The sequence below is a fragment of the Clostridium minihomine genome (assembly GCF_900240385.1).
GTDB lineage: Bacteria > Bacillota > Clostridia > Oscillospirales > Acutalibacteraceae > Faecalispora > Faecalispora minihomine.
On the sequence record NZ_OEQH01000001.1, the window covers coordinates 394251 to 420338 of the forward strand.

General features: G+C 46.5%; 24 protein-coding genes. 15 read left to right on the top strand and 9 right to left on the bottom strand.

Going from position 1 to position 26088, the window contains the following annotated elements; translation table 11 throughout:
• Window positions 1–177: 177 nt before the first annotated feature.
• Genes C1A02_RS01880 through C1A02_RS01890 form a run of 3 tightly spaced genes read left to right on the top strand, consistent with a single transcriptional unit; the run spans window position 178 to window position 4356 of the window.
• On the top strand, window positions 178–798 hold the full coding sequence (locus C1A02_RS01880) for a TetR/AcrR family transcriptional regulator (protein ID WP_101696503.1): 621 nt from the start codon (window positions 178–180) through the stop codon (window positions 796–798).
• A 55-nt stretch (window positions 799–853) separates the two neighbouring features.
• Window positions 854–2596 (top strand): ABC transporter ATP-binding protein, encoded by a 1743-nt coding sequence (locus C1A02_RS01885; RefSeq protein ID WP_101696504.1) that lies wholly within the window; start codon window positions 854–856, stop codon window positions 2594–2596.
• 14 nt (window positions 2597–2610) lie between these two features.
• Window positions 2611–4356: an ABC transporter ATP-binding protein gene (locus tag C1A02_RS01890; protein ID WP_101696505.1), complete on the top strand. Its 1746-nt coding sequence runs from the start codon at window positions 2611–2613 to the stop codon at window positions 4354–4356.
• A gap of 547 nt (window positions 4357–4903) precedes the next feature.
• On the opposite strand, the gene C1A02_RS01895 is transcribed toward C1A02_RS01890, so the two are convergent.
• Window positions 4904–5191: a hypothetical protein gene (locus C1A02_RS01895; protein WP_101696506.1), complete on the bottom strand. Its 288-nt coding sequence runs from the start codon at window positions 5189–5191 to the stop codon at window positions 4904–4906.
• 665 nt (window positions 5192–5856) lie between these two features.
• On the opposite strand from C1A02_RS01895, the gene C1A02_RS01905 reads away from it, so the two are divergent.
• The 9 genes from C1A02_RS01905 to C1A02_RS01940 all read left to right on the top strand — a co-directional run bounded on the left by C1A02_RS01905 (window position 5857) and on the right by C1A02_RS01940 (window position 12095).
• Window positions 5857–6069, top strand: coding sequence for a helix-turn-helix domain-containing protein (locus C1A02_RS01905; protein ID WP_207204865.1), 213 nt, complete (start codon window positions 5857–5859; stop codon window positions 6067–6069).
• Between the two features lie 916 nt (window positions 6070–6985).
• Window positions 6986–7945, top strand: a complete 960-nt coding sequence (locus C1A02_RS01910) for an NAD(P)H-dependent glycerol-3-phosphate dehydrogenase (protein ID WP_101696508.1) — start codon at window positions 6986–6988, stop codon at window positions 7943–7945.
• Window positions 7946–8138: 193 nt separating this feature from the next.
• Window positions 8139–8651 (top strand): MarR family winged helix-turn-helix transcriptional regulator, encoded by a 513-nt coding sequence (locus C1A02_RS01915; RefSeq protein ID WP_101696509.1) that lies wholly within the window; start codon window positions 8139–8141, stop codon window positions 8649–8651.
• 131 nt (window positions 8652–8782) lie between these two features.
• On the top strand, window positions 8783–9703 hold the full coding sequence (gene pyrB, locus C1A02_RS01920) for an aspartate carbamoyltransferase (protein WP_101696510.1): 921 nt from the start codon (window positions 8783–8785) through the stop codon (window positions 9701–9703).
• Entirely contained in the window at window positions 9697–10119 is a 423-nt protein-coding gene (locus tag C1A02_RS01925; protein ID WP_101696511.1) for an aspartate carbamoyltransferase regulatory subunit, read from the top strand. Before pyrB ends, C1A02_RS01925 begins: the two co-directional genes overlap by 7 nt.
• A complete protein-coding gene (locus tag C1A02_RS01930) occupies window positions 10116–10646 on the top strand; it encodes an inorganic diphosphatase (RefSeq protein WP_101696512.1) in 531 nt (176 codons plus the stop codon). Before C1A02_RS01925 ends, C1A02_RS01930 begins: the two co-directional genes overlap by 4 nt.
• Before the next feature lie 48 nt (window positions 10647–10694).
• Window positions 10695–10850: a hypothetical protein gene (locus C1A02_RS13395; protein ID WP_164997128.1), complete on the top strand. Its 156-nt coding sequence runs from the start codon at window positions 10695–10697 to the stop codon at window positions 10848–10850.
• Window positions 10851–11032: 182 nt separating this feature from the next.
• Window positions 11033–11689 (top strand): YhfC family glutamic-type intramembrane protease, encoded by a 657-nt coding sequence (locus tag C1A02_RS01935; RefSeq protein ID WP_101696513.1) that lies wholly within the window; start codon window positions 11033–11035, stop codon window positions 11687–11689.
• Window positions 11664–12095, top strand: a complete 432-nt coding sequence (locus C1A02_RS01940; RefSeq protein WP_101696514.1) for a DUF3887 domain-containing protein — start codon at window positions 11664–11666, stop codon at window positions 12093–12095. Before C1A02_RS01935 ends, C1A02_RS01940 begins: the two co-directional genes overlap by 26 nt.
• A 164-nt stretch (window positions 12096–12259) precedes the next feature.
• On the opposite strand, the gene C1A02_RS01945 is transcribed toward C1A02_RS01940, so the two are convergent.
• The 5 genes from C1A02_RS01945 to C1A02_RS01965 all read right to left on the bottom strand — a co-directional run bounded on the left by C1A02_RS01945 (window position 12260) and on the right by C1A02_RS01965 (window position 18304).
• Window positions 12260–13312 (bottom strand): DUF4179 domain-containing protein, encoded by a 1053-nt coding sequence (locus C1A02_RS01945; protein WP_101696515.1) that lies wholly within the window; start codon window positions 13310–13312, stop codon window positions 12260–12262.
• The gene (locus C1A02_RS01950; RefSeq protein WP_101696516.1) at window positions 13293–13793 is read right to left on the bottom strand and encodes an RNA polymerase sigma factor; all 501 of its coding nucleotides are present in this window, start codon (window positions 13791–13793) and stop codon (window positions 13293–13295) included. Before C1A02_RS01950 ends, C1A02_RS01945 begins: the two co-directional genes overlap by 20 nt.
• Before the next feature lie 346 nt (window positions 13794–14139).
• Entirely contained in the window at window positions 14140–15435 is a 1296-nt protein-coding gene (locus tag C1A02_RS01955; RefSeq protein WP_101696517.1) for an O-acetylhomoserine aminocarboxypropyltransferase/cysteine synthase family protein, read from the bottom strand.
• Between the two features lie 252 nt (window positions 15436–15687).
• Window positions 15688–16665, bottom strand: a complete 978-nt coding sequence (locus C1A02_RS01960) for a putative ABC transporter permease (RefSeq protein WP_101696518.1) — start codon at window positions 16663–16665, stop codon at window positions 15688–15690.
• An 85-nt stretch (window positions 16666–16750) separates the two neighbouring features.
• Window positions 16751–18304, bottom strand: coding sequence for an oligosaccharide flippase family protein (locus C1A02_RS01965; RefSeq protein WP_101696519.1), 1554 nt, complete (start codon window positions 18302–18304; stop codon window positions 16751–16753).
• A 131-nt stretch (window positions 18305–18435) separates the two neighbouring features.
• Between C1A02_RS01965 and prmA the strand changes: the two genes are divergently transcribed.
• On the top strand, window positions 18436–19356 hold the full coding sequence (gene prmA / locus C1A02_RS01970) for a 50S ribosomal protein L11 methyltransferase (RefSeq protein ID WP_243577884.1): 921 nt from the start codon (window positions 18436–18438) through the stop codon (window positions 19354–19356).
• A 117-nt stretch (window positions 19357–19473) separates the two neighbouring features.
• On the opposite strand, the gene C1A02_RS01975 is transcribed toward prmA, so the two are convergent.
• The 3 genes from C1A02_RS01975 to C1A02_RS01985 form a co-directional block, all read right to left on the bottom strand.
• Window positions 19474–19869, bottom strand: a complete 396-nt coding sequence (locus C1A02_RS01975; protein WP_101696521.1) for a hypothetical protein — start codon at window positions 19867–19869, stop codon at window positions 19474–19476.
• Between the two features lie 102 nt (window positions 19870–19971).
• Window positions 19972–22125, bottom strand: coding sequence for a sensor histidine kinase (locus C1A02_RS01980; protein ID WP_101696522.1), 2154 nt, complete (start codon window positions 22123–22125; stop codon window positions 19972–19974).
• Window positions 22091–22798 carry a response regulator transcription factor gene (locus C1A02_RS01985; protein ID WP_101696523.1) on the bottom strand — a complete coding sequence of 236 codons (708 nt, stop codon included), beginning with the start codon at window positions 22796–22798 and terminating at the stop codon, window positions 22091–22093. Before C1A02_RS01985 ends, C1A02_RS01980 begins: the two co-directional genes overlap by 35 nt.
• Window positions 22799–23232: 434 nt before the next feature.
• Between C1A02_RS01985 and C1A02_RS01990 the strand changes: the two genes are divergently transcribed.
• The gene (locus C1A02_RS01990; protein WP_101696524.1) at window positions 23233–24177 is read left to right on the top strand and encodes a glycosyltransferase family 2 protein; all 945 of its coding nucleotides are present in this window, start codon (window positions 23233–23235) and stop codon (window positions 24175–24177) included.
• Between the two features lie 443 nt (window positions 24178–24620).
• Window positions 24621–26036: a tRNA (N6-isopentenyl adenosine(37)-C2)-methylthiotransferase MiaB gene (gene miaB, locus C1A02_RS01995; RefSeq protein ID WP_101696525.1), complete on the top strand. Its 1416-nt coding sequence runs from the start codon at window positions 24621–24623 to the stop codon at window positions 26034–26036.
• Window positions 26037–26088: the final 52 nt, after the last annotated feature.

Genomic DNA, 26088 nt, shown 5'->3' on the forward strand with positions numbered 1-26088 from the left:
GGCGGCAGAATGTGCCGCAAAGGGTTTGGAACGGCTCCTGTTGCAATTCGTCTTTTTATGATGTTTTAAATGTAAGGCAGGCAATTTATTTTATAAGTTAGTGTTGACATACACAAAGAAACCTGATAATATAACACTGTTATATAACGGTGTTATATTGCGGAGGAGAGTGCACAGATGGAACAAGAAAGATACACCACACAGCAGAAAATTTTAATGGCTGCCAAAGAGGAATTCCTAAGGCTGGGTTTTCAAAAGGCCTCTTTGCGTTCTATTGTGAAAGCTGCGGGTGTAACCACCGGTGCTCTGTACGGATATTACCCTGACAAAAATGCGTTGTTCGACTCATTAGTGCGGGAAACAGCGGATGGACTTTATCAATTGTATGCTCAAAAGCATATGGATTTCGAGCATTTGTCGGCAGAAGAACAAAAGAAGATAATGATTCAGGCCAATCATTTTGAGGTTTGGGCTTGTTTTGAATATGTGTACGATCATTTTGACTCTTTTCGGCTTTTGATTTGCTGTGCAGAAGGAACCTCTTATGAAGATTATCTGCATCGTTTGGCCGAAATTGAGGTGGAAAGCACCTGGAAATTTGCCGATACCATGAAGGCGCTGGGCAGTCCGGTGTTATCTGTGCCCGAAGACTTAATTCATATTTTATCCAGTGCTTATTTGTCTGGATTTTTTGAAGTGGTTTCTCACAATATGCCCAAAGATACTGCACGGGAGTATATTGGGCAGCTGACTATTTTTTTTACAGCAGGGTGGCAAAAGATTATGGGACTATTGTAAGTCCCGTTTCTTTTGAAATAAAGTTAGTGATTTCTAACAAAAGGAGGAGTCGAGGATGAAGGAAGAAAAAACGCCGGGAACTTTTGCCCGGCTGAAGGAATATGCGGGGCCGCATAAAAAAGAGTATGCAGTGTCTGTTCTGCTGGCAATTTTGGGCGTGGCAGGCCAGATGGTGCCTTATTTTGCGGTATCCCGGATAATCGTAGGCCTGTTGGAAGGCCAGCGGGATTTTAGCTGGTATTTGGGTTGGTGCGGTGTGGCGGCGGCCGGATTTTTGGCCAAGGTGCTGCTGCACAATATCTCTACCACATTTTCTCACAAAGCAACTTTTGCCGTGATTTCAGAAGTACGCAGAAGAATTGCCCAAAAATTGACTCGTGTTCCCATGGGCTATGTGCTGGAAACCCCATCAGGAAAGTTTAAAAATACCATGGTTGAAAAGGTGGACAGCATTGAGCCGACCTTGGCACATGTTTTGCCCGAGATGACGTCAAACCTTTTGGTTCCTCTGGCCATCATCGGGTATCTGTTTGTTTTGGACTGGCGGATGGCTCTGATTTCACTGATTACTTTGCCGGTGGGGGCGCTTTGCTATGTGGCGATGATGAAGGATTATCCCAAGCGGTTTGCCGAGTATGTGAGAGTGGGGCAGCACATGAACGCCACTGCGGTGGAATATATCAACGGAATCGAAGTGATCAAAGCCTTTGGTCAGTCGGCAACTTCTTATAAAAAATTCTCAGATGCAGTTCATAAGAATGCAACCTATGGTTTGGATTGGATGAAGGATGTACAAACATACTTTACCATGGCAATTGGAATTTGGCCGGCGGTGCTCATTGGCGTTTTGCCGCTGGGCTGTGTGCTTTACAGCGGCGGTTCTCTTTCCGGCCCTGATTTTATTACGGTGATGATTTTGGCGCTGGGCATTATCGCTCCGCTTCTTTCTGCTATGTATTATACCGATGATCTTGCCAAAATCGGCATTATCGTGGGTGAAATCGGCGCTATTTTGGATGAGCCGGAACAGGTGCGCCCAGAGAAGCCGGCCAAATTGAACGGAACAGACATAGAACTGAGCGGTGTGACCTTTGGGTATGGAGAAACCGAAATTTTGCATGGGGTCAGTCTTTCCATTCCTTCGGGGACGGTGACGGCACTGGTGGGGCCATCCGGTGGGGGAAAATCCACCATTGCCAAGCTGATTGCTTCTTTTTGGGATGCAAACGGCGGCTCGATTACCATTGGCGGGGTGGATGTTCAGAATATTCCGGCAGAACAGCTGATGGACACCATCGCCTATGTGGCGCAGGACAACTTCCTGTTTGACCAGAGCGTGATGGAGAATATTCGGATGGGAAGGCCCTCTGCCACAGACGCAGAGGTGATTGCAGCGGCAAAAGCAGCGGGATGCCACGAGTTTATTCAGGCGCTGGAGAAAGGCTATCAGACCGTTGCAGGGGGCGCAGGCGGCCATCTGTCGGGCGGTGAGCGGCAGCGCATTACCATTGCCCGCGCAATGCTGAAAGATGCGCCCATTGTGATTCTGGATGAAGCCACCGCTTATACGGATCCGGAAAATGAAGCAACCATTCAAAAGGCTGTGGCAAAATTGGTGCAGGGAAAAACATTGATCGTGATTGCCCACCGTTTGTCCACCATTACCGATTCGGATCAGATTGTGGTGATTCAGTCCGGCCGAATTTCGTCAGTGGGAACCCATGAGCAGCTTCTGACATCCGATTCGTTGTATCAGCAGCTGTGGCAGGCACATATCAGCGCCAAAGACGCATTGTAAGGGGGGACAAAATTATGATAGGCACAATACGCAAGTTTTTCCGCTTTGCAGGAAAATGGAGCGGTATGATGAAAAAGAGCATTGTTTTGGCAGTGATCAATTCCATCTTCCAATCTTTTCAGATTTTAGCTCTAGCTGTGGTTTTAAAGGCCATTGTAGACAATAACGTCACCACGCAGACCGCATGGGTTTCTTTTGGAATTATGCTGCTGAGCATGTTGGGAACCATATTGACCAAACAAAGATCCACCATGTCTCAAGCCAAAGCGAGCTTTATGATGTGCGCCGACAAACGCACGCAAATTGGCGATCGGATGAAATATGTGCCCATGGGGTATTTTAACGACAACAGCTTGGGGGCGATTACCGCCACGGTGACCTCTACCATGGAGGATGTGCAGGACATTGCCCCCCGGGTTATGGATAAAGTGATACACGGCTATGTTCATTCCGCTATTATCACCTTAATGCTTTTGGTGTTCGACTGGCGTTTGGGTGTTGTGATTCTGGCTGGGATTTTAATGTTTATCTTCCTGAATTCGATGATGCAGAAGAAGTCTCGGGCAGTGACGCCGGCGCGTGTGGCGGCACAGGGCGCTCTGGTTGGGGCAGTTCTGGAATATGTGCAGGGCATCGGTGTGGTCAGGGCGTTTAATCTGGCAAAACGAGCCGGTCATACTTTGGATCAAGCGATTTCGGATTGCGAAAAGAACAATGTTAAGTTAGAACTGGTGTTTATTCCGTTCATGATTTTACAAAGCATGGTTCTCAAATTAGTCAGTGTTTTAGTGGTTCTTGTATCGATTGTTTTTTACCTTTCCGGCACAATGAGTTTAACGGTTTGCCTTTTGATGATGATTTCTGCTTTCATCATTTACAGCCAAATGGAAACCGCCGGCAGCATGTCTGCTTTGCTGCGGACGGTGGATGCCTCTATTGATAAGGTTCAGGCCATTGAACACACCCCAATCATGGACGAAAAAGGCCAGAATATTCGCATCAAAGACTTCACTATCGAAGGGAAAAATGTTAGCTTTTCTTATGATGAGAAAAAGATTTTGGACAATGTTTCTTTCCGAATTCCTACCGGAACAACAACGGCCATTGTGGGGCCTTCGGGCGGCGGAAAGACAACGCTTTGCAACCTGATTACCCGTTTTTGGGACGTGGACAGCGGCATTATTACCGTAGGCGGGGTCGATGTAAAGGAATATACTTTAGACAGCCTTTTGTCCAATTTCAGCATGGTATTCCAAAAGGTGTACCTATTTAACGATACCATTTTGAATAACATTCGGTTCGGAAAGCCGGACGCCACCATGGAAGAAGTGCGTCAGGCCGCACGCCGGGCCAGGTGCGATGAATTCATCATGGCTTTGCCCGATGGTTATGACACAGTGGTGGGCGAAAGCGGAGCCACTTTGTCGGGCGGGGAACGCCAGCGTATTTCGATTGCCCGTGCTATTTTGAAGGATGCGCCCATTGTAATTCTGGATGAGGCCACCGCCAATGTGGACCCGGAAAACGAAGGCTATTTGCAGGAAGCTATTGAAGAAATGACTCGCAACAAGACCATTATTATGATTGCCCACCGGCTGAAAACGGTGCGCCAAGCGGATCAGATTCTGGTGCTGGACGGTGGAAAAATTGTTCAGCGAGGAACCCATTCCGAACTGATGAATGAAGGCGGGCTTTATGCCGACTTTATCGGAATGCGCGAAGCGGCCGTGGGCTGGAAGCTGGGAAAAGCGGTTTCCTGATTTTGTTTTTAAGGTTACCATTAGAAAAATCCGCCGGAAAATTTCGGCGGATTTTTTTGTTTGCTCCGAACTTTGCCCCTCAGGCTGGGTGAAGCTAGATGCTTTTGAAAGAGTTTGTGCGGCGATAGCACAGGTGTTTTTTTAAGAACATTCTTCTTTCACTACTTCGCCCCTCAGGCCGGGGCAGGACTTTTCGTTTCCCTGTCAAGAGTGTTCTTTATTTATTAAATAAACTTTACTTTATTGTTTTTAAAAAATATTCTTCTACTAATTCCCTTGCCCCTCAGGCCGGGGCGGGCCCCTCCTTACTTGCGAAAAGAAAGGAGGCAAAGATTCGCCAAGGCTCTGCCTTTGGAATCCGTTTAAAATCAGGGAAAGACGATAGTTTTGTGTAAGGCGCCGCTTAATCGTGGGTGGCGCACTCGCCTCCGGCGGCGCACTACCGCACGGCGGCGCTATCTTTAGCTGGGTGTGGTTTTTCCTCTAAGACAGTTTTCTGTAACGCGCCAATGACAATGGTGCTAATTAAGCCGGGCGTATTATTTGCTTACTCTTCTTTGATTCCCTGATTGATCAGAATTTCTAAAAGGGCAGATAACAGAATTCCATTGACAATCAACTCATAATTGACCCCGTTCTCGTTCCGGTGAATTCGCAAAGCTTGTAAAGCTGCCATGCGGTGTTTGTTTTCCGGCTGAACTTTTAGTTGATATTCCGCATGGTTAATCCGCAACTTCACGGTATAGCTGGCCGAAAAAGGCTCGGAATCCGCATAGCATTTTAATTGATGAGATAAGTATTCATACTGTTTGGGCTTTAACTGCCGAATAATCATAGTAACGCTTCCTTTCTCATTGTGTTTGGCTCAGCAGAGCCTTGAAAGGAATCACGGCATATGGTAAAATATTTACACCGTATTTGCCTTTGGGCATCTGCTGGTATTGGGGAAGTGGCGATTTACTTTAGAGAGTTGCGCCGCTTCCTTTCATTTTTTCTGAAGCCCATCATATAAGCATTGAACACCTTTTCGTAATACATCGGAACGAGTTGTGTTCAGCTCTTTTTTGCAAAACTCAATCTTTTCCAATGTTTTTTTATCAAGCCTTAATTTGATTTCTGTATCCAATGGATTTTCCGGATGGGGTCCAGGTTTTTTGCGTGCAGAAATGAGTATCACCTCCTAATTTGTGCACCCAAGTTGATTGTAGTCTTGGGTGCACAAATTGTCAATATAAGGTGTTAAAATATTGCTGTAATTATTGCGGTTTTAACTGCCGAATAATCATAGTAACATTCCTTTCATTTTTTAAATCCTATTTTTTAATAAATTTGAATGTTATTTATAGATGTTTGCTGTTATGAAGTATTTAGTAGAAAGTGGGGCGGTATAACTTAACCGTTTTCGTTCAATATACAAGTGATTAAGCTTATTTTAGGACAATAAGTCCTAAAAGTCAATAGGACTTATTGTCCTATTGTATACTTGTGTGGGTGATGAAAATGAATTTGAGAATACGTGATATACGTGAGGATTGGGATTTGACTCAGCAGCAGGTAGCGGAGTATTTGGAATGTGATCAATCTTTATATTCGAAATATGAAAGAGGGGAGCGGGATATTCCGCTGAACAGTATGATAAAACTGGCTGAGTTTTATCATACGAGCCTTGATTATTTAGTAGGGCTTACCGACTGTAAAAAGCCTTACCGCTAATGAGAAAATGTAGGTATAAAAGGACGGTTGGTGTAATGTTATTCTATACAAAGCTGCTGAAGCGCCATTGCGCGGTAGCACGCCGCTTTAGCGAGTGTGCCACCCGCATTTGGCGTGATTCCACATGACTGACGTCTTATTGTTTTACGGATTCCAAAGGTGTCCTTTGTGTCGTTCAGAGGGGGTCCCGGGGGAGAGAGTTGAAACTCTCCCCTGGGAAAGCCTTTGCTTCCTTTCGCCTTTTCGCGAAAGGAAGTGCCCGCCCCGGCATGAGGGGCGAAGTAACTATTAGAAGAATATCTTTTTAAAGTAATAAAGTGAAAGTATAAATAATAAACAATCTTCTGACAGGAAAACGAAAAGTCCCGCCCCGGCATGAGGGGCGAAGTAACTATTAGAAGAATATCTTTTTAAAGTAATAAAGTGAAAGTATAAATAATAAACAATCTTCTGACGGGGAAACGAAAAGTCCCGCCCCGGCATGAGGGGCGAAGTAACTATTAGAAGAATATCTTTTTAAAGTAATAAAGTGAAAGTATAAATAATAAACAATCTTCTGACGGGGACACGAAAAGTTCCGCCCCGGTATGAGGGGCGAAGTGAAGAAGAGAGGAATCTTTTTAAAAAAGAATAAAATAAAAAGATTCAGCACGGCCGAAAAAGTCAAAATTCTGCTGCTGCATAAAGGCAAAATTCTACTGGGGATTTGACAATCACAAAGAAAACCCCTATGATTAAAAGACACAAGGCTCTTAGAGCTTGGGGAAAAGATTCTGTGCAAGAATCTTTTTTTCTTGTTTTTTGGTTAAGGAATGATTTAATTTTTGTAAGAATCAGGATGAAACCTTCGGATGAAATTTCATTAGATGCCGTTTGGCTATCTGTGACGATATCGGAACAAAGGAGCAAATCACTTATGAAAATAACAGTGATCGGCAGCGGGCGCTGGGGCGGATTTATCGCCTGGTATCTGTCTGGGATGGGACACACGGTCACCATTTATGGCAGAGCAGAAAGTGCGAAGTTTGCAAGTCTGCGAAAAACCCGAACCAATGGGTTGGTAATATTTAACGATACCGTTTCTTTTTGCGATCAGCGAAAGCAGGCACTGGAAAGCGCCGAGCTGGTGGTGATTTCGATTCCTTCTCAAAGCCTGCGGGGGTTGATGAAAGAGATTTCTCAGTACCCGCTGGAAGGAAAAACAGTGGTGCTGTGTATGAAGGGGATAGAAGCAACCACGGGAAAACGGCTGACGCAGGTAGCAGAAGAGTTTCTTACGCCCGAAACAGGGCTGGCCATTTGGGTGGGGCCGGGGCATGTGCAGGATTTTACAGCGGGAATCCCCAACTGTATGGTAATAGACAGCAATCAGCAAAAAACCAAAGAACTTTTGATTGAACAGTTCTCCGGCAGTTTGATTCGGTTTTATTACGGAGAAGATTTGATTGGGAACGAAGTGGGGGCAGCCTCTAAAAATGTGATCGGGATTGCGGCCGGAATGTTGGATGGCCTGAACAAAACGGCGCTCAAAGGTGCGCTGATGTCCCGTGGCACCAGAGAGATTGCCCGGCTGATTCGTGCCATGGGCGGCAAGGAAATTTCTGCCTATGGCTTGGCGCATCTGGGGGATTACCAGGCGACTGTTTTTTCTGAATATAGCCATAACCGTGCTTTTGGCGAACGCTTTGTCAGGGGTGAGCCTTATGGCGAATTGGCAGAGGGCGTTGCCACAACCAAAGCTTTGCTGCGTTTGGGGGAACAATATAGCGTGGAACTGCCGATTTGCCGTGCGGTGGATGCGGTGATTCATGGGGGACAGGCACCGGACAAGGTGCTTTCCGATTTGTTTTTGCGCAGCCAAAAAGCAGAATTTTAAAGATTCATTTTTTCAAACATTTGCCAATCGAAGTTTCCAGTGTTTTCCTGCGTTTGCGGCCGGTTCAGATCGTTTTTTTACGCCTTCGACAGAAAACCAGAAATCTTTCTTGACAAAATGAAAAAACATTCTATACTATTTCATATACTTAACTAAAAAAATTCGGGAATCGAAAAAAGGCGGGGATGACGATATGGATGCACAAGAACGGACCGATCAACTGTTCCGGATGCTGCAATATTTAAAAAAAGCGAAAGCTTTGATTCCGGAGGTTCCGGGGGTTCCTCAAGGGGAGTTTTTAATGTTGTACCGGATTCACCATTGCTGTAAAGAAGAAGAAAACTCTGGCGCTTCACTGCCGGGAGTTCGGGTTTCGGAGCTCAGCGCCCGGATGGGGATGTCTATGCCGGCGGTTTCTCAGATGCTCAAATCCCTGCAGAAAAAGGGATTGGTAACGCGAACCGCTGCCACGGATGATCGACGTGTGGTGTATGTAACGCTTACTCCGGTCGGAGCAGAAGTTTTCTCACAGGCAATTGATCGGTTTTTGTTCCAAATCAGCACAGTGGCAAACCGGTTTGGGGAAGAAAAAATTCAGCAGATTTCCCGCCTTTTAGCAGATTTGAGCGATGTGGTAGAGCATGTGAAAATAGAAGCCACCGAAAACTTCCAGTCATTTCCCGAAGAAAAAGATAGACAGGCATAAATTTTTGCGGTATACTTATCGGCAAGAGAAATACCGACAAACAATAGCACGGATGAAGCACACCTTTGAAAGAGCGAAATTTTCAAGGTGTGCTTCTTTTGAGCGCGCAGGACATGGAAAGGAAGACTGGAATGAAGCACCTGATAGACCCTTTGGACTTTTCGGTGGAAGAAACACAGGAACTGCTGGATCTGGCAGACCGCATTGCCGCAGATCGAGAGCATTTTTCGCAAGCCTGCCGGGGAAGAATTCTTGCCACGCTGTTTTATGAGCCCAGCACCCGAACACGGCTGAGTTTTGAGTCTGCCATGCTGCGGCTGGGGGGAAGCGTGCTTGGGTTTGCTTCTGCAGACAACAGCTCGGTGGCAAAAGGAGAAAGCGTGGCCGACACCATTCGGGCGGTGTCCTGTTATGCCGATATCTGCGCTATGCGCCATCCAAAAGAAGGTGCTCCTTTGGTGGCATCGCATTATTCCGGGATTCCGGTGATTAATGCCGGGGATGGCGGACATCAGCATCCCACGCAAACCCTGACGGATTTGATGACCATACGCCGCAAAAGAGGAAGCCTTGGGGGAATCACCATTGGATTATGTGGGGATTTAAAATTTGGGCGCACGGTTCACTCGTTGATGAAATCCTTGGTTCGCTTTCCGGAGATTCGCTTTGTGCTGATTTCGCCCGAAGAACTGCGGGTTCCGGATTATATCCGGCAAGATGTACTTCAAAAGCATCACGCGCCGTATCGGGAAGTGGAAACGCTGGAACAAGTGATGCCGGAATTGGACATCCTCTATATGACCCGGATTCAAAAGGAGCGTTTTTTTAACGAAGAAGATTATGTTCGTTTAAAAGACAGCTGCATTTTAACCGCAGAAAAACTCAAAGCCGCAAAAGCAGATTTGTCGGTGCTTCATCCGCTGCCCCGGGTCAACGAAATCACGGCAGATGTGGATGAGGATCCCCGTGCAGCCTATTTTGAGCAGGCACAGAACGGAGTGTATGTCCGAATGGCCTTGATTCTGAAGCTTTTGGAGGTGGAAGTATGCTGAATATCGACAGTTTAGAAAAAGGAATTGTCATCGACCATATCCACGCGGGCTCCGGCATGCGGATTTATTCTCTTTTGGGGTTGGATACCCTCGATTGCAGTGTCGCCATTATCAAGAATGCCAAAAGCAGCAAGTATGGGAAGAAAGACATTATTAAGATTGAAGGAAAAACCGATTTGAACCTTGACATTCTTGGGGTAATGGATCATAATATTACCATCAACATTATTGATATGGGAAGAATTGTAGAAAAACGAAGCCTTGAGCTTCCAAAGCAGGTGACCAACGTGATCCGCTGCAAGAACCCGCGATGCATCAGCAATGCGGAGGAAGGCGTGGATCATATTTTCCGGCTTTGTAATGAAGAATTGCAGCAATACCGCTGCATATATTGTGAACAGGAGTTTCAAAAATGAACATTTGGCATGACATTTCCCCCAAAAGAATTACCCCGAATGATTTTGTTGCGGTGGTGGAAATTTCCAAAGGCAGCAAGAAAAAGTATGAGCTGGACAAAGAAACCGGCCTGATTCTGTTGGATCGGATTCTGTATACCTCCACTCACTACCCGGCAAACTATGGCTTTATCCCCAGAACTTATGGCGATGATCTGGATCCCTTGGACGTTCTGGTGCTCTGCTCTGAACCTTTGGAGCCTCATACTTTGGTGCGTTGCTACCCCATCGGCGTGATTTCCATGCTGGACGGCGGACGTAACGACGAAAAAATTATTGCCATTCCCTTTAATGATCCCACTTATAACCAGTATCAGGATATTAACGAATTGCCCACTCATGTTTTTGATGAGATGTCTCACTTCTTTAAGGTCTACAAAGAGCTGGAGAATAAGGAAACTGCTGTAAAAGAAGTCAGCGGCCGGGAAGAGGCTGTACGGATTATTGAGGTAGCGCTGAACAGCTACGTCGAGAATTTTTGCAAATAAAAACCGTTAAAAGACTGTTGGTGGGCAGCGGGACAGGGGGGCGAATACATGGAGGTATTAAAAGGGGTATTTACCGCTTTTTCCATGTGTTTCGTTCAGCCCATGCCCCGCACCCGCTGGAAGCCTGACAGTATGGAATATGTGATGTGTTTTTCCGCTGATTGGTGCGGTTGCCGGCGCCCTGCTTTTTGTGGGTTCGCTTAACGGCAGCTGTGGCTTTCGGCGGTTTTTTCTGCTATTGGGGCATTTGCGGGGCCTCACTGTTGTCTATCTTTTTTGCCGAGTGTTATCCTTTGGAAAGGACTGAATCGGAATACGGATGCGGTGCTTGTGGCAGGATATCTTTCGATTGAATAAAGTCGGAATCAAACAGAAGGAGGAGCGGAATGACTGAAAACAAACAGATTAGCCAGAGGCGGTTTCAGTGGCGATATTTCGTCTGGTTTGGGTTGGGGGCGGCCTGCTTTCTGATTTCTCAGCCGTTGCTTCGGCTGCCGTTGCTTGGCCTGTGGGCGCAGACCGGCAGTTACACTTTGTTCAGTGTGGTGTATCCCACAGCGTTTTTTATTCTATTGAGTTTTTCTGCCGGATTATTTGAAGAAGGATTTCGATTCTTATTTAAAAAATTTCTGCTTCGTCCTGCGCAGTGTTCCATACTTCAGCCGGTGCTTTTTGGATTGGGACACGGCACAGCAGAAGCGGTTATGGTTTTGCTTCCGCTGTTTTTAAGTGGATATTCGGTGGGAGATCTGTGGTTGGGAATTGTAGAACGGGCGCTGGCAATTGTGCTGCACATTGCGTTGACGATTTTGGTTTGGAACGGCTTTCAAACCGGGTGGCGGGTTCGCTTTTTGCTGGCGGCGATTGCAGTTCACGGCTTAGTGAACTCGGTTGTTTCTTTGTTGGTCACAGGGGGACTTGCGACAGTGCAGGCAGAACTGGTTTTTGGCGCAATGGTGCTGGTGATGGCGGTGTATGCATTCCATTCCCGCAAGCTTTATATAGGAGGAAACCGTGATGAAAAAACAGACAGTGAAACTTAGAAAATGGCTGACTATCAGCGTTTTGGCAGTCTTTTGTTCAGTTTTGTTTACCGCTTGTGCTCAGCCGGGTTTATCGGGCGATTTTGATGAAGCGGCGGTAAAATCTGCAGCGAATGAAGTGGTGGAAGCGGTCAACTCCAAGAATAGCGATACGCTTCGCGAAATGAGCAATGAAACCATGAAAGCTGCTTTGACAGACGAGGCATTGGATTCGGTGTATCAGGCCATTGCTGAGGGTGGAAGCTTTCAGAAAATAACAGATTTGTCGGTTGCCGGTGCTTCTGATAAAGAGACCAAAGAAGAATATGCGGTGGCCGTGGCCAAAGCAGAATATGAAAGTAAAAGCTTTGTTTATACGATTTCATTTTCCAAAGATATGAAGATGGCAGGACTGTATTATAAATAAATGAGCCATTGTATCAATTGGCTGTGAGTTTCTATCTAAGGCCAAACAAGGCAGAAGAAATACCCAAGCATTTACAAAAAATGCTTGGGTATCTTTTTTTGCTAGGATTCTCTAATCACAGTTTTTCATTGTTGCCACTTACGCAGAAAGATTCTTTGTCTTTCTTATGTCATGCTTTTTAAGGGAAATGTAATTTGCCAGTCTCCTTCTGTTTTCATTCCAGAGGTTACAAAATGACCATATAGAGCATAGTTTGAAATTTCATCTTGTGGAATATCAAACACGGATTCGTGGTAAACAATCGAATCGGATTCTAGCTCTTGGTTAGAAAAATAGAAACTGTAATTGCAATTAATCACGGTTCCATTTTTATCTTTCAGATATAGAAATCCGTGATTGCCGTTCTCCAAAGGATTTTTTACAGCGGTTTGAACATGCAGTTTTCCGTCCAGATAGGCAATTCCGGTGAAATCGATTCCATCAACTGGGAATTTGTCCATTGGCTTTGTGGGGATGAGGGCCGGATTGTTTTTAGCATTTGTATTCCTCTTATAATCTTTTCCGCCGCCGCCTTTTAATGAAACGCTTTGTGTTTGCCTGGCAGCAGAAATGTCAGAAAGGCTGATTGGAATTTCCACATTCTCATATGTTTTTTTATGGCTCAAAAATTCCCGTACCGAAAATGTAATTTTATCACCGGTAATATTGTGCTTGCCCCACTCTTCGATAGTAATTAAAAAAGTAGCTGTTTTCGTGCTGTCTTCATATCCAATCAGTTCGCAATGGGCGGAACTGTCGAACGGCCGGTGAATGGAATAGCTGTCATAAAGATCCGTGCTGCCATCAATGCGATCACCGGTTACATCCTGCATGGTAACATAAATTTCAGCTGTGTTTTCATGAATCGAAGCAGAAACGACTTCCATTTTGATGCCGTTACTTTCATCCGATTGTTGTACCGGCATAAAAAATTGAGCGATACCGGGAGAAACCAGATACATGAGCTGATAGATTGACTCTACATTGGCTGCCAGTGCAGGAACAGACAGCGTCAGGCAGAGACACAAGGCAACAAGCACTGCAACCGGTTTTCGTAATAACAAAAATTTACGGATATTCCTTTTTTCACTGCCGCTGGCTGTGTGTAAAGTTTTATGCAATAGTTCATCGCTTGGATGAATTTGGTCACTCATATGATTATATTTTTCTTTCAACATAGCACCCCTCCTCCAACACGTTTTTAAGCAATCCTCTGGCACGGGTCAGCTGGGTTCTGACGGTAGAATTTTTTCGGTTTAATAGTTTACTGATTTCTTCAACAGACATCTCTTCGTAATAAAACAGATGAATGACCTCGCGGTATTTTGCGGGTAATTGTTGCAGCTCATGATAAAGGTCTATATCCTCTTTGGTTTCAAAGGGTAAAGTTTCTTCTAAATGCTCCACTTTTCGTTTCCATACGGAACCCCATAGTTTTTTGGAACAGTTGATTGTAACTTTGATTAGCCATGCTTTTCGATGCTCTTCATTTTCAAATACCGGGTGTTTTCTGATATAACGCAAGAAAACTTCCTGAAAAATTTCATCTGCATCGCATGTTGTTCCTGTTCGGGCAAAAGCCAGACGATAAACCATATCACGATAGAACAGTATCACTTCTTCCGCGCAATCATCTGCACGCAATGATTGTGGCTTCATGTTCGGAATCTCCTTTCACTAGAAACACCCCTGAAACAAGAAAAAAGCTACAGGAATAAAGAAAAAATTTAGCGTCCATATACATGTGAAAAAGAACTGTTGGTATGAAGTGTCCTGTATATCAAGATAAAATGATAAATTGGGGGTCATTTTGGGAACTTCTGCGCATCATTTTTCTCGATTCCGAATCTTTATTTGTCTTTTACTTTTTGATAAAACATAGAATACCCCAACCATAGCATGTGCCAATGATTGGGGCGGAGTTCTATTTTTATATTATTTGACAGAAGACGTTGGAAGGGATATTCAAATTCTTTGGGGATGAGAAAGAAAAAGGGGCCAAAAATTAGATTGTGTCCAGAGCCTGCTGCAAATCGTACAGGATATCATCAATATGCTCGGTACCGATAGACAACCGCACCGTGCTGGGGTGAATTCCAGATTCCAGCAGTTCCTGTTCATTCATCTGAGAATGGGTGGTGCTGGCCGGGTGAATCACCAAAGATTTTACGTCCGCCACATTGGCCAGCAAAGAGAACAGCTGCAAGTTATCAATAAAGCGGGTGGCTTCTTCTGCGCCGCCTTTTACATCAAAGGTAAAGATGGAACCGGCCCCTTTGGGGAAGTAGCGCTGGTACAAGGCGTGATAGGGGCTGTCAGGCAATGAAGGGTGGTTCACACGCTCCACTTTGGGGTGATTTTTCAAAAACTCGATGACTTTTAGGCTGTTTTCTACATGGCGCTCCACGCGCAGAGAGAGCGTTTCCAGCCCTTGCAGAAGCAAAAATGCATTGAAAGGCGAAATGCTGGCGCCGGTATCCCGCAGTAAAATTGCGCGGATTCTGGTAATGAAAGCGGCAGCTCCTGCGGCACCGGTAAAGCTCAGGCCGTGGTAGCTTTCGGTGGGTTCGGTTAAGGCCGGGAATTTGCCGGAAGCGGCCCAGTCAAATTTGCCGGAATCGACAATTACACCGCCCAAGGTTGTGCCGTGGCCGCCGATGAATTTAGTGGCGGAATGGATGACGATATCTGCGCCGTATTCAATGGCGCGGAACTGGCTGGGGGGAGTAAAGGTGCTGTCGATCAAAAGCGGGATTCCGTGGCTGTGAGCGATGGCCGAAATCTTTTCTACTTCGATGATGTTTGAATTGGGGTTGCCAAGGCTTTCGATGAAGATGGCTTTGGTGTTTTCCTGAATGGCATTTAAAAAGCTGTTTTCTTCATCGGGATCCACAAAGGTTGTGGTGATGCCGTATTGCGGCAGTGTGTGGGCAAACAGATTGTATGTGCCGCCATAAATGGTTTTGGCAGAAACAATGTGATCGCCGGCCTGTGCAATGTTCAAAATAGAATAAGTAACTGCCGCCGCGCCAGAGGCCACGGCTAAAGCGGCAATGCCGCCTTCCAAAGCGGCGATTCTCTCTTCAAAAACGCCTTGGGTGCTGTTGGTCAGGCGCCCATAGATGTTACCGGATTCTGCCAGGCTGAACCGGGCCGCTGCCGTTTTGCTGTCTTTAAACACATAAGAAGTGGTCTGGTAAATGGGAACTGCTCTGGCGTCTGTGGCCGGATCCGGCTGCTCCTGTCCTGCATGCAGCTGAAGAGTTTCAAATTTCCATGTTCGTTTTTCCTGATTGCTCATTTTATTTCACTCTTTCTTTTTTTATTTTTTAAAGGGATATGGGCAAAGAAGCGTACGCACAACAGCTGCACATTCGACCATACTCTTTCGGGTGCAAAAATAAAAATCGGAATTTCATTGCGGATAGCTCCTTCCAAAAATTAAAATAAATTAAACATATATGAATTTGTGATTTGTTGTTTTACAGTATACTTGTAAATCGTGACAAAGTCAATCTTTAAAAAAGCTAAAATAATAATTTTGAAAAAGAACTCACAGTTCCTTGTCTTTTCCGGTTAGCTTGCGCGCTTTTTCACGGGCGGCGTTCGCCGCCTGACGAACCCGCTGAAAGGATTCGGGGCTTTGAATAGAACGCATCCGGGGGAAGGCATTCATCATTCGGCGGTACATCGGATGACTGTCGGATTCCATATACTCCTGCTTGTCCCGAAGAAGCCGCAGGTGTTGCCGCAGTTCATCGTTAACCAGTTCCTGAATGGATTCTCGCAGATGATCCAGCCCTTCGATTCTGCTGCTGTCGGCTTTTAAGCGCAGTTCTTCTACTGCCTGGTGGAAGCTGAGCAGCGTTTCTGACGTTCTTTCTTGGGCTTTGTCCCGAAGTTCATCCAGTGACTGCTCCAAAGTATTCCGGTTGTTTTCGGCCAAAGCGACGGTGCGCTCTCGAATTTCATCCAAAATCTGCTGCAATTGAGCCAGCTTGCCGTTCATGCGCAAAATGCCGATAACGGTAACGGTGCCGTCCAGAATAAAGTATACAAACAGCCCGCCGGCCACAGGGAAGGTGGCTGTGCGCGGGAAAGTCTGCAAAAGCTCTTGAATGGGCGGGTGCAGAATTTTTAAGACAAATACAGACATTATCCCAAATAGAAAAGAGTTTAAAAGGCACACCCGCCCGTTGATTTGAAACCGATGCTGGGAATAGTCCCACCAAGAGGTGTGAAAGAGCTTTTCCAGCAGTACGCTGGTCAGGTATTCTAAGGCAGAGGTTAAAAGGACCGCCGCAAAAAACAACAGAACCAAATCCAGTGGAAAGGGGTAAAGGGGAATTAACGGCGACAGCGCCCCGATGATGAGCAAAGCGCCGAATCCATACACTGGGCAAAACGGGCCATTTAAAAAGCCGCGGTTAATCCATCGTTTGGCTGGAACAGAGCAGTAAATACATTCGCAGATCCAGCCGAAGCAGCTGTAAACAGAGAATAATAGGGTAAGATTGACAAAGGTTGGCATGATAGGACCTCATTATCATAGAATCATTGGGTTGAAAAACGTTATTGTTTTTTTAGTTTAGGGTGTGAAACCCAGTTTGTCAATCTTATTTTGCCACGGCCGGCTGGCTGGGATGAATCAAAGAGCGTATCCATTTTATGTCATCCCCCGTTACGCTGCCGCATAACCGCAGAAATCCACAGTAAAGAATCGGGGTAAGAATCACCTGTAAAATTAAGCACTGATAAGGCAAAAGCAGATGAAAGGGGGAAACCCGCAGCAAAAGTGTTACCAGCGTGACGGCTAGTGCGGTGCAAAGCAGTGGTTTTAATACCCAGTTTCCCATCTGAATCGGCACACGGGCCACTTTAATCAGCCGGTGGATGCTCAGGCTGGCATTAAAAATGGTGCTGAAAAAGACCACCGCGATATACCCTTTCAGTCCCCAAATAGGAATCAGGGAATAAATCAGAATGACGCGCAATGTGGAATCGGACAAATTGTATTTGAGCGAACTCATTTGCTGATCCAGTCCTTTCAGGATGCTGTCCACAATGCTGTCCAAATACATCAGCGGAACCAAAGGAGCCAAAATCCGCAAAATAATCCCAGTCTGTTCATTTTTGTAAAAAGTCAGCCCGATATCCCGCGAAAAGCCCAGAAAAATCCCCATAATCAAAAAGGAAAACAGTAAAGTCATCTGCATGGCCCGCCCGGTCGCCCGAGTAATGGTGCGCTCGCGGCCGGCTGCGTTTGCCTCTGCCATTTCCGGCACCAACAAGGCAGACAAAGCGGACAGCAAAGCGGCGGGAAAATAAAGCACCGGCATAACCATGCCCTGAATCACACCGTATTGAGCCATGGCGCTTACCGAATCGGCGCCGTTTTTTCTTAGGCCGGTTGGAATCAGCAGGTTTTCAATGGTGCTGAGAATGTTGCGGGCCGTATACCCGGTCATAGAGGGCAGCGCAATGCGCAGAATTCCCCAAAGGGCGCCGGAACTGTGTGTGTGGTGCCCTTTCAGACGGCGGACATCCCAAAAGTATAGAATGCAGTTATAAAGGCAAGAGATCATTTCTCCCGCAGTGGAACCCAGCATTAAAATAAGGCAGGCAGATTCCAATGTGCCGGGTTTTAAAACAGCAAACAGCGCCACCACAATGCCGATGGTGGCGCATTGCTCCAAAATTTCTGCCGTTGCCGGGCGCAGAGCCTTGCGCATGGCGATAAAGTAGCCGCGCAGGCTGGCCGAGATCGCCATAAAAGGCAGCCCGGGGGCCAACATCTGCAAAGGGCGGGCCGCAGCCGGTTCATTTAGCAAAACGGTGGCAATGGGCTGTGCCAGAAAATACAAAGCAGACATCGCCGCAAGGCTGAGGGTTAACGAGCAGGCAATTCCTTTGCGCACCGCTCCTTTGGCATACCCGGGATCGTTTTTGGCCATGGCCTCGGCCACCAATCGGGTGACAGCCAGACTGATGCCGGAAGTGGAAATGGTGATTGCCAAAATAAAGACGGAAAAAATCAACTGGTATAATCCAAGGCCTGCAGCGCCGATATGATCCGAAATAAAGACCCGGTACCCAATGTTTAGCATTCGCATCAACATGGAACCGGCTGTGAGAATTAAAGTATTAATCAGGAATATCCGTTTATTCATATGGCCACCTTTACTATTTCATATTCCAATAGGCTCTAGTCAAATGTATTCAGGTGCTTGGGAAAAATATGTACAATTTCCCGCAGATCGTGTACAATAAGGTGCAGAACAGAAAGGGGAAACAGGATTCTATGGAATGGACAGAAGTGACAATTACCGTGCCGGCAAAAGATGTGGATCGAGCGGGCGATATTGCCCAGATGGTCGTGCCTTACGGTATTTATATTGAAGATTACTCCAATTTGGAACAGGAAGCCTGGGACATTGCTCATATTGATTTGATTGATGAGGAACTGCTTCAAAAGGATCGCACCAAGGCGTTGGTGCATGTTTATATTGATCCGAAAGAAAATCCGGCGGAAGCCGTGGCGTTTTTGAGCGAACGATACGGGGCGGCGGGAATTTCGTATGAAATTGATACGGCTGCCTGCCAGCAGGAAGACTGGATCAATAATTGGAAGAAATATTTTAAGCCCATGCCTGTGGGACAAAAGCTTTTAATCCGCCCCACATGGGAGGATGCGTATGACGCAGGGGATCGTGCGGTTCTGCATTTAGAGCCGGGGGTAGCTTTTGGAACGGGGACCCACGAAACCACTCGGCTGTGCATGGAGCTTTTGGAAGAATATGTAGCGCCGGGCTGCACTATGCTGGATGTGGGCTGCGGCAGCGGAATTCTTTCCATCGCGGCTTTGCTTTTGGGAGCAGAAAAGGCTGTGGGGGTAGACATTGACGAAGCCGGTGTTCGCACCGCTGTGGAAAATGCACGCATCAATGGATTTACCGATCAGTTTTGCGGAATTCACGGGGATTTGACCGAAAAGGTGCAGGGGCAGTTCGATGTGGTGGCTGCCAATATCGTGGCAGATGTGATTATTCTTTTGACCAAGGATATCCAGCAGTTTTTAAAGCCCGAAGCGGTTTATCTGATCAGCGGGATTATTGACACCCGTGAAGCTGATGTGCTGGCTGTGGTGGAGCAGGATTTTGACATCTTGCAGCGCCGGGAAGAAAAAGGCTGGGTCGCTATGGCGTTAAGGGCGAAAGGCTGAAAGAAAAGAAGTATATAACAAAAAGGACCGCTGCTGCAAAACAATTGCAGCAGCGGTCCTTTCATAATCATTACAAAAAAGCAAAAGCAAACCGTTGCGACGGTTTGCTTTTGTTTTTTATTTTATTTTGTATACATGACTAATTTGGATATCCTCTTGATAAGACGCAGGCAAAGAGATGTTTTTTGATTCAGCCATTTCTGCAATCGCTTTTGCAGCACGCTCTTCAATGGTTCCATAATAATTTTGAGAAAGACCATCACTTTGCGGATAGATAGAAGCAACAAAGGTTTGTGGATTGCCGGTTTGGGTATGGAAGCGATAGGTTGCTTCATAAACCTCTTCGCTTTCCTGTGTTTTACCTAAAAATTGATTCTCATCCTTATAAAATTGATTACCGGGTAACTTGGCCAGTTGCGTTTCGTCCAAAGAAAAAATGGAAAACCCCGCGAAATATAAAATAGCAATACTTAGAAAAGAAAAAATAATTCGTTTTTGCACTTTCTCACACATGACAATCCCTCCACTCATTTAGTATTACCATCATAGGGACTTTTTCTCAGTTGTAAATTTACAAACTTCAAATTGTCAAGTCATTAGCAGAAATCTCTTTCTTTATTCAGATTCTATAGGGGGTGTTTCCGTCTGGCCGGATGGCAGAGTAAGATTTTCCAGAGTGGGTTCTTTTTCTGACGAGGATGCTTGCTTCTGTTCGTTCTCTTCTTCCTCGTCTTTGGGATCCGGGACGCTCGGGAAAGAAACCGTAACACCGAACAGATCGGCGTTGGTGCTGACAGAAAAGGTGCCGCCGCAGGCTTCGGTAAAGCTTTTGGCAATGGAAAGCCCCAATCCGGTTCCGTCGGTGGTGCGGGATTCATCCCCCCGAACAAAACGTTCCGTTACATCCGGCAAATTATCCAGAGCAAAGCGCGAGGTGTTTTTTATCTGGGTCAGAGCGGCACCGTCCTGCACAGTCAGCTGAATAAAGATTCGCGAGCCTTCCAAAGAGTACTGCAACGCGTTGCGGAACAGGTTTTGGAATACCCGGTACATCCGGTTTCCGTCTGCCAGAATATAGACGGGCTCCTGTGGAAAATCCAATTTAAGAGCCAGCCGGGATTCCGAAATGTTCTCTTCCATATCCGCTAACGTTTGCTGAATCAGCTTTTGCAGGATCAGTGGTTCCAGATGAAGCTCGATGTTTCCGGTGCTGGCTTTGGATACTTCAAAAATATCCTGTACCATCTTTTTCAGGCGATCGGCTTTGCCTGCCAGAATCTCGACGTAATCCTGAACGTGCTCCGGCAAATCCTTTTCCTGGCGAAGCAGTTCAATGTAATTGATGATAGAGGTAAGCGGTGTTTTAATATCATGGGACACATTGGTGACCAATTCGATTTTCATGCGTTCTGCCCGAACTTGTTCTTCCACTGCATGGTTAATGCCGGACTGAATGCTGTTCAGCTCTTCCGCCGCCAAAAACAGATCCGATTCTTTTCGCAAGGACAAGGGGGTGTAGGAGGCACCATTTTTCATTTGAGAAATTTGGTCGGTTAGCTGAGCAAATTCCTGAAGCACCCGGCTGAAATGCCGAAAATACAATAGAAGGATTCCCAGTGCGGCGGCCGCCGCCACCCATTTGGCGATTGCGGAAGAAATCAGCCAAAAGAAAATCATGACCGCCGCTTCCAGTAAGACAAACAGAAAAAAGCTATTCAGTAACCGCTTTTGAAAGGTGCGTTTCATTTGGTGAGACAGATACTGGCTTTTTGAGGTCAGGTAAAGGTTGTGCAGATAAAATTGAGGATTATATCGCACATCGTTAATGCCAAACAGAATCAGCCAGAATAAAAGCAGCAATGGCCAAAATGTTTCAGCAGGAGGATTTGGTTCCGGCTGAACATTTTGAAAGCAGTACCAAAGGGTGGAACCCAAAAAGAGAAGCTTGATTTCCAGCCAGATGTTGCCGGTCAGGTGGGCAATGCGGCTATCAAACTCTGCCTTTTTTCTTCGGATAAACAGATAAATTACAAACAGCACAACAGCGGCAACCAGCAGCGCGGCGCTGAAAAACAAAGAGATCCGCAGCCGGAACAGTTGGTTGACTGCATCCGATAAAACGGCGGATTTTTGTTCGGTGCGGATATTTGGTGCAATCACCATGACCAAAGACAGCTCAGAAAGGTTCGGGTGTTCTTCCCAGAACTCTCCGTCCTTATCTGCCAGATCCGAAAAATAAGTCTGATATCCGTCTAAGTCGATCATAGCGTCTGTGTCATAAACCCGGTTCCCGTTGCGTTCAATAGAAATGCTGTCACCATCAAACAGTACAAGATAGTTATAGCCTTCCGGTGCTCCTTGACGAAAGCTGTCTAACAGCCGAACATTTCGAGGGCTTTCCGGATCCGTCGAACCGGTATTGCTGAGAACAGGGTAGTAATCTTCATTGGCAAACAGCATTACATTGGCGGTTTCCCATTTTAAATCCGGATATTTTTTGGCAAAATTACCTTCAGAATCCCGGTCTGTCAGTTCCAGCAAAGCCGCACGGGTCAGCTTGCTCACATCCCGCCGGAAGGCGGTGGTCAATTGGGGGTCGTTTTCCAGCGCTATCTGCACAGAATGCTTTGCTTCTGCAATGGCGCTGCTGCCGGCTGTGAACACAAAAAGTGCCTGACAGGCAGCGGTAAACAGAATGCTCACGCTTAAAAAAAAGCAAAGCCAACTGACAAAACTACCGCTTTTCGGGTTTGTCGATTTTGTACCCAATGCCCCACACCACCTTCAAATATTCCGGTTCCTTCGGATTGATTTCAATTTTTTCACGAATTCGCCGGATGTGCACCATCACTGTATTTTCTGCTGAAAATGCCGGCTCGTTCCACACGCGGCGGTAAATTTCCTCCGCCGGGAAAATCCGCCCCGCATTTTTCATTAAAAGTTCTACTATTTTAGTTTCTGTGGCAGTCAGGCGCACCGGCTCGCCATCGGCGGTCAGTGTGCGGTTTTCTGTGTCAAAGGTCAGCCTGCCGATTGAGATGGCATTTTGCCCGGTGGAGTGAATATCCCCCAGTGTGGTATAGCGGCGCAGCTGAGATTTCACCCTTGCCACCAGCTCTAAAGGGTTAAAGGGTTTTGTAATATAATCATCTGCGCCCATAGAAAGGCCCAGAATTTTATCGCTGTCCTCTGATTTTGCAGACAGTACGATAATTGGCAGATTGCGGTTTTCCCGAATTTTCAGAATGGCGGCCAGCCCGTTTTGCTTGGGCATCATGACATCGATTAAAATCAGGTGAATGTCGCGGCTCATGGCCAAATCCACCGCCTGTACTCCATCATAGGCACACAGGACTTCAAAACCTTCTTTTTCTAAATAAATCGAAATGGCTCGGACGATTTCTTTATCATCATCCACAACCAGAATACATTGTTTTTCCATCGCTCCGATTCCCTTTCAAGAACTTTTGTCATATATTTTGTGTGAGTCATATCCACTATTCACTATAGTATAAAAAGATGACATTTTCCCAGCGGTTTTCTTACAGCTATCTTACGATTTTTGCGAATAAATCCTGTAAGCACAGGGCTGCTATTCCGGAAAAATGCGGGCTACCAGCTGAATCGATATGATTTGGTTATTATAACATAGACGGCAAGGGCTTGTCATCCCGGCGGGCAAAGGGATTTTCCCCCAGTTACTCAGCCTACTGTGGAAAAAATGACAAAAGATTTTTGATTTTACATTCGGTTCTGGTACTTTTACATCTTTATTCCCGGCGAAAATATGCTATACTGGGAACAGGGAAATTATTGTTTTATTTTTATCAAATAAAGTTCTTTATCTGAATTTTAATGCAGGAGTGTGCGTTGGTCATGCAAACACCCGAGCTTTCCGTAATTCTTCCTGTAAAGGATGTTGAAATCGAGCTGCCGGGGATTTTGCGATCCCTGAAAGAACAAATTGCCGGTACGGCGGTGGAGTGGATTGTCGTGGACATGGGTTCCGAGGATCAGACTGTTCTTCGTGCGGTACAGTATATAAAAGAAGAAAAAATGCATGGCTTTGTCATACAAAACGGCAAAGGAAGTGTGTCGGCTGCGCTGAACACCGGAATGCAAAAAGCAACGGGCGAGTATCTTACCTTTGCTTTTGCCCGGCGGCTGTACCGCGCTTATTTGGAAAGCTATCTGGAAACTGCACGCCAAACACAGGCGGATCTTGTGTTTGGTGCCATCGAAGGCGATGCGGAACCGATAAAGGGCAAAGCGGCGTTGGACGGCGCCTGGTATGCCCGGCAAATGGCAGAGGGCAAGATGCGGGTAGACATTGCCGCATTGCTGCTGCGCAGAAATTTTATTCAGGCACAAAAGCTTCATTTTCAAGAAAACTGCCGCTACGGATACAGCGAAGAATTCATCTATTGCTGTTTGCTTTGCGGCGGCAAGATTGCCAAAGCTCCTCTGGTTTTAAAACGAAACCGGGAATTGGAGCTGTGGCGGGGAAAAGGCGCTGCCATTGGGCGGGAAGTTTTTCAGTCCATTGAAGCCGCTCTTCGGGTACAAGCTGTTATTGAGAATCGCTGTGAAGAGAACCGGGCACTTTGTGAGTCTTTTGCGCAGGAAAAAATTCCGGGTACGATTATGGATTGTGTAGATGTCCTTCTCAGGGAAGGGGTTGGCTACAATGCGCTGCGCGGTTATTTGCGTGTGGAAGGCTACGATCGTCTGCTGATACCGGGCCGAAGAACCAGCCGGGTGCTGCGCCGCAGGCTGCAGTGCTGGAATCTGATTCCCTGGATGTATCGTCCCAAAACCTGAAGTGCTGAAGCACTTTTGGGCTTTTTGCTTTGTCCGCGGGGTGCTTTTATGGGCCAAAACAGCGGATAAATTGTTCGTTTTCGGCCTTTGGGGATGATTTCGGTAAGGCCCGCTTGCAGTTTGTGAATCAGAATCACTTGGACGGCGGCTGTCATCCTAGTTGTTGTTTTGCCAAAGGCTGGGCTGCGAAAAGCCTTTGGAAAAACCGCTGCAGAAGGTGGTTTTTTCCAGCGTTACTTGAGGGAGGCTGCCGTAAAACAAATGTTTTGCGGCAGCCTCCTTTTACTTGCCGCTGGGAATAAAATATGGTATACTAACAAAATCGGCCAACAGGTTTTTCCGCGGCAGAAACGGTTCTTTTTCACCGGAAAAAGAAGTTTTGGTAGGCTGCTGTGAACAGGCGGAAAACGGCAGAAAACCAACGGTGTAGGAGGTATCTCTCTTTGGCAGTAAAGCTGGATCAAAAGGTGCGGGAATACACCCGCGAACGATATATTGAAGAAGTGGCGCAGACGATGTCTATCCGCGCAAAAGGCGCGGTTCCCATGGCATGCGTGCGCACCTATGGCTGCCAGCAGAACGTGGCGGATGGGGAAAAAATCAAAGGTCAGCTGGAGCAGATGGGCTTTTCTTTTACAGAAAATGAGGAAGACGCAGATTTGATCCTGTTTAACACCTGTGCTGTTCGGGAACACGCGGAAGATAGGGTGTTCGGCAATGTGGGGGCGCTGAAAAACGTTAAGCGGCGCAATCCTTCGCTTATCATTGCGGTTTGCGGCTGCATGATGGAACAGGAACATGTGGCCGAGCGAATGAAAAAAAGCTTTCCTTTTGTCAATTTGGTGTTTGGAACCCATGTGATTCACAAATTGCCGGAGCTTTTGTTTCGCACCATTACGGATGGCCGCCGGGTGTTTGAGCGGGGCGACGACAGTGAAGATAAAAACATTATCGAAGGGCTGCCCATTCGCCGTGACGGAATCTTTAAGGCATGGGTCACCGTAATGTATGGCTGCAATAATTTCTGTTCCTTCTGTGTGGTTCCTTATGTGCGCGGGCGCGAACGCAGCCGCCGGCCCGAAGCGATTATCGACGAGGTTCGCTCGTTGGTAGAGGCAGGCTACCGGGACATTACCCTGTTGGGGCAGAATGTGAATTCCTATGGCAAAGAACTGACCCCTTCTATCAATTTTGCGCAGCTATTGCGGGAACTGGATGAAATTCCGGGGGATTACCAAATTCGCTTTATGACATCTCACCCCAAAGATGCAACCCGCGAATTGTTTGATGTGATAGGGGAAAGCGAGCACATCTGTCACCACCTGCATTTGCCCTTCCAATCGGGCAATAACCGGGTGCTAAAAGAAATGAACCGGGGGTACACCCGTGAAAAATATTTGGACATGATAGCTTATGCGAAGAAGAAAATACCCGATTTGTCACTGACTTCTGATATTATTGTAGGATTCCCCGGGGAAACGTATGAGGAATTTCTGGATACGATCAGCCTGGTCAAAGAAGTGGGCTTTACTTCTTTGTTTACTTTTATTTATTCCCCACGAGTGGGAACCCGGGCGGCAAAAATGCCCGACCCCATTCCGGATGAGGAAAAATCCAGATGGTTTCAAGAGCTGCTTGCGGTTCAGGAAGAAATCGCCGCGGCCCGTTGTGCTTCTATGGTGGGTTCTGTTCAGCGGGTGCTGGCAGAAGAACGAAACCCCAAAACCGGCCTGATGGTTGGGCGCAACGGGGGAAACGTCATTGTGGAGTTTGACGGCGGCGACGAATTGGTTGGAAACTTCTGTCCGGTTAAAATTACCAAGGCACGTCATTGGATTTTAAACGGAGAATTAGTTTAGGGATTTGATGTCCCCGCTGTTTTGCGGGAATGCTAATCTTGTGCGATGCCGA